Raw genomic sequence first — 3701 nt, 5'->3', positions numbered from 1 at the left:
GGCGAGTACGTCATGAACCGCCCGCTCGTGGGCCCGCTCAACGACACCAAGGTGGACGAGAGTACCGACACCTACGACACGATCGACTGGCTGGTGAAGAACATCCCGCAGTCGAACGGCCGAGTGGGCGAACTGGGCATCTCGTACGACGGGTTCGAGCCGCTCATGGGCCTCGTGAACCCGCACCCGGCGCTCAAGGTGAGTGTCCCCATGAACCCGATGGTGGACGGCTGGATGGGCGACGACTGGTTCCACCACGGCGCATTCCGCGAACAGAACATGCCGTACATCCTGGAACAGGAAGCCACGCGCGACAACTCGGTGCACTGGTGGACGGACTACTTCGACGACTACGACCTCTACATGAGCAAGGGCTCGGCGGGCGCGCTCGGCGCGTCGCGCGGCATGCAGCAGGTGGGCTTCTGGAACCAGATCCTGGTCCACCCCAGCTACGATGCGTGGTGGCAGGAACAGGCGATGGACAAGATCCTCGCCAGGCAGCCCCTCAAGGTGCCGACCATGCTGGTGTCGTCGCTCTGGGACCAGGAGGACATCTACGGCGCCATGGCGGTGTACGACGCCATCAAGCCCAAGGACGTCAACAACAACATGGTCTACCTGGTCATGGGCCCCTGGCACCACGGGCAGGAGATCGAGGACGGCAGCTCGCTGGGCGCGCTCAAGTTCCCGACCAACACGTCCTACGATTTCCAGTCGCAGATCCTCGGCCCGTTCCTGGCCAAGTACCTCAAGGACAGCACGCCCGCCGAGCCGGTGGCCCCGGTGAACGCCTACCTCACCGGCGCCAACAAGTGGGAGCGGCTCCAGAGTTGGCCTTCGGGTTGCGCCTCGGGCTGCACGCCCACCCCGACGCCGCTCTATCTGGAATCCAATATGAAGGTCGGCTTCGCGGCGCCGAGTGCCGGCGGCAACGGCACGGACTCGTACGTGTCCGACCCGGCCAAACCGGTGCCGTACCGCTCGCGTCCGTCGCAGCCCACGGGCTACGTGTTCCCGCTCACCTGGCCGCAGTGGCTGGTGGACGACCAGCGCGAAGCGTCGGGCCGCCCCGACGTGCTGACCTACGAGTCGGACGTGCTCTCAGCGCCCATGCAGATCAGCGGCCAGCCGGTCGCCAACCTCATCGCGGCCACCACGGGCACCGACGCCGACTGGGTGGTGAAGCTCATCGACGTGTACCCGCCCGAGGTGGGCAACGACCCGGCGATGGGCGGCTACGAACTGGCGGTATCCATGGACATCTTCCGCGGGCGCTACCGCACCAGCTACTCCGACCCCGAGCCGATCACGCCCAACACGCCGCTGCTCTACAAGTTCGAACTCCCCACGGCGAACCATGTCTTCTTGCCGGGCCACCGGATCATGGTCCAGATCCAATCGAGCTGGTTCCCGCTGTACGATCGCAATCCGCAGACGTTCGTGAAGAACATCTTCTGGGCCAAGCCGAGCGACTACAAGAAGGCGACGATGACGATCTATCACGCGCCCGGCGAGGCCAGTTTCGTGGAGTTGCCGGTGGTGCGCAGATAGCGTTGTGACTGCCCGACTGCCGGACTGATTGACAGTCCGGCAGTCAGGCGGACGTGCTACGCTACAACGGCGTCCACTTCAATTTCGACCAGCAACTTCGGATCCACCAACGCGCTCACCTGCACCAGCGTGGCCGCAGGGCGAATGTCCGCGAACACCTCGCCCTGCGCCCGCGCCACCTCGGTCCACCATGAGATGTCGGTGACGAAGGTCCGTACGCGAACCACGTCCTTGAGAGAGGCCCCCGCTTCGGCGAGGGCCTTTTCAATTTTCGCATAGATGAACCGGGCCTGCTGGTGAGGGTCGTCCTCCCCGACCACGGCCCCCGACTCGTCCACGGCGGTGGTGCCGGCCACGTACACGGCGTTCCCCTGCCGCACGGCGCGGCTGTAGCCGTAGAGCTTCTCCCAACTCGTTCCCGACGAGATCAGCTGCCTGGTCATGGGCCCGCACTCCTGGTCATGGGTTCTCGCGGCGGCCCCGCCGCCATCGTCACTTCGCCGGCGTCAGCCTGGACTCGTACGTGCCCGGCTCGGTGCGTGCCGAGATCGCCAGCCGGTTCCACGCGTTGATCGTGGCGATGGCGAACGTGAGATCGGACAACTCCTTCTCGGTGAAGTGCGGCTGCACCTCGTCGTACACGGCGTCGGGCACGTGGCCGTCGGCCACCAGCGTCACCGCCTCCGTCCACGCCAGCGCGGCGCGTTCGCGATCGGTGTAATACGGACACTCGCGCCATGCATCCAGCGAGTACAGCCGCTGCTCGTTCTCGCCGATGGCCCGCAGGTCCTTCCAATGCATGTCGATGCAGTAGGCGCAGCCGTTGATCTGCGACGCCCGCAGCTTGATCAGGTGGATCAACGATTCCTCGAGCCCGCACTGGTGCAGATACTTTTCCAGGCCCACCATGGCCTGGTACGCGCCGGGTGCCGACGTCGCATAGCTGAAGCGTGGGTTCACCATTCCTCCCGATCGGTTTGCGGTGACCCGGACAGTATATCACGCTCGGCCCCGTGGCGCGGGTTCGATCGGGAGGGTAAATCTCTGATCCATGGCCTCCGTCCGGACGTGAACGGTTCCCGCCGCGCCGCCTCGGCGTATTCGCTTGCCGTATTGCTCGCGGTCCTCTGGTCGTGCGCGGGCCTCCCGGGGCCGATGCGCCCGTCTCCCGCGCCATCGAGCCGGTCCGGGTCGGCCGCCTGCTCGATCGCCGACACGTCCGCGTCGCCCGCCGATACGGTGCATATCGTGGCCCGCGATACCAGGCCCCTCGCCGCCCGTCAGCGCGTGCGGACGCTCACCCGCGTGGACTGCGAAGGCATTCTGCTACCCGAACTCGCCACGAGCTGGCGAAAGAACGATTCGGCCACGGTCTGGACGTTCGAGCTCTCCACCGCTGCCGCGCCGATCGCGGCAGCCTGGCAGAGCGCCCGCGGAACACCGCGCGCCTGGCCGCACGTGATCGACGTGCAGGCCATGACTCCGGCCACCGCGCGCATCGAGTTCGACCGCCCGGAACCCGATGGCCCGGCGGTGATGAGCGATCCCCGCTATGGCCTGGCGATCGACTCGAACCGTGTGCATCCGGCAGTGGTCTTCGTGGATGCGCCGGCGAACGCCGATCTGCGCGACGTCCTGGACCGCGGCCTGCCGAACGCCGGCGTGCGTCGCGCCGACGTGCTGATCACGCGGAATCCAGAAGTGCTGGCCTACGCGGCGCGTGGCGGCGCGTACCGCAGCGTGACGCTGCCCTGGGATCGCACGTACGTGCTCGTGGCGCCCGGCGGAGACTCGATGGCGGTTCCCACGCCGGTGGAGCGCGACGCGTTGGCGCGCGACGCGGTGCAGAGCGAGGCGCGCAGCGCCGATCCGCCGTTCTGGTGGCAGCACGACTCGACGTGCGCGGACACGGTCGACCGCGCCGCTTCGGTGGCGACCGTGGTCGGCTACGCGGCCGGCGACTCGATCGCCAGACAGCTCGCCGAACGCATCGTCGCCCTCGCCACGTCGCCCAACGTGCCGCCGTGGATCCCGCAGGGGATGACGACCGATCCGGCGGCCCCGCTGCGCGCCGTGTCCTTCCCGGCCGATTCCCTCGACGCCGCGATCGCTGCCGGCCGCATCGTCGCGGCGGTGACGGCGTACCCGCG

Annotated in this window: 4 protein-coding genes; 2 read left to right on the top strand and 2 right to left on the bottom strand. The window is 67.5% G+C overall.

Translation table 11 applies throughout. The features are described from left to right. A partial coding sequence (locus VNE60_11695) for a CocE/NonD family hydrolase (protein ID HVB32182.1) occupies positions 1-1551 on the top strand: 1551 nt, incomplete at its 5' end. A gap of 56 nt (positions 1552-1607) precedes the next feature. Here VNE60_11695 and VNE60_11690 read toward each other — a convergent pair. Next, positions 1608-1994 (bottom strand): RidA family protein, encoded by a 387-nt coding sequence (locus tag VNE60_11690; protein HVB32181.1) that lies wholly within the window; start codon positions 1992-1994, stop codon positions 1608-1610. Between the two features lie 49 nt (positions 1995-2043). After that, positions 2044-2514: a carboxymuconolactone decarboxylase family protein gene (locus VNE60_11685; GenBank protein ID HVB32180.1), complete on the bottom strand. Its 471-nt coding sequence runs from the start codon at positions 2512-2514 to the stop codon at positions 2044-2046. A 192-nt stretch (positions 2515-2706) separates the two neighbouring features. Between VNE60_11685 and VNE60_11680 the strand changes: the two genes are divergently transcribed. After that, positions 2707-3701, top strand: a 995-nt coding sequence (locus tag VNE60_11680) for a hypothetical protein (protein ID HVB32179.1), incomplete at its 3' end; no start/stop codon positions are given.

The sequence above is a fragment of the Gemmatimonadaceae bacterium genome (genome assembly GCA_035533755.1).
Taxonomy (GTDB): domain Bacteria; phylum Gemmatimonadota; class Gemmatimonadetes; order Gemmatimonadales; family Gemmatimonadaceae; genus JAGWRI01.
This window is presented reverse-complemented; position numbering and strand designations above follow the sequence as displayed.

Coding starts and splice junctions, on each gene's coding strand:
- VNE60_11690 (HVB32181.1), bottom strand. CDS start 1,994: ATGACCAGGCAGCTGATCTCGTCGGGAACGAGTTGGGAGAAGCTCTAC.
- VNE60_11685 (HVB32180.1), bottom strand. CDS start 2,514: ATGGTGAACCCACGCTTCAGCTATGCGACGTCGGCACCCGGCGCGTAC.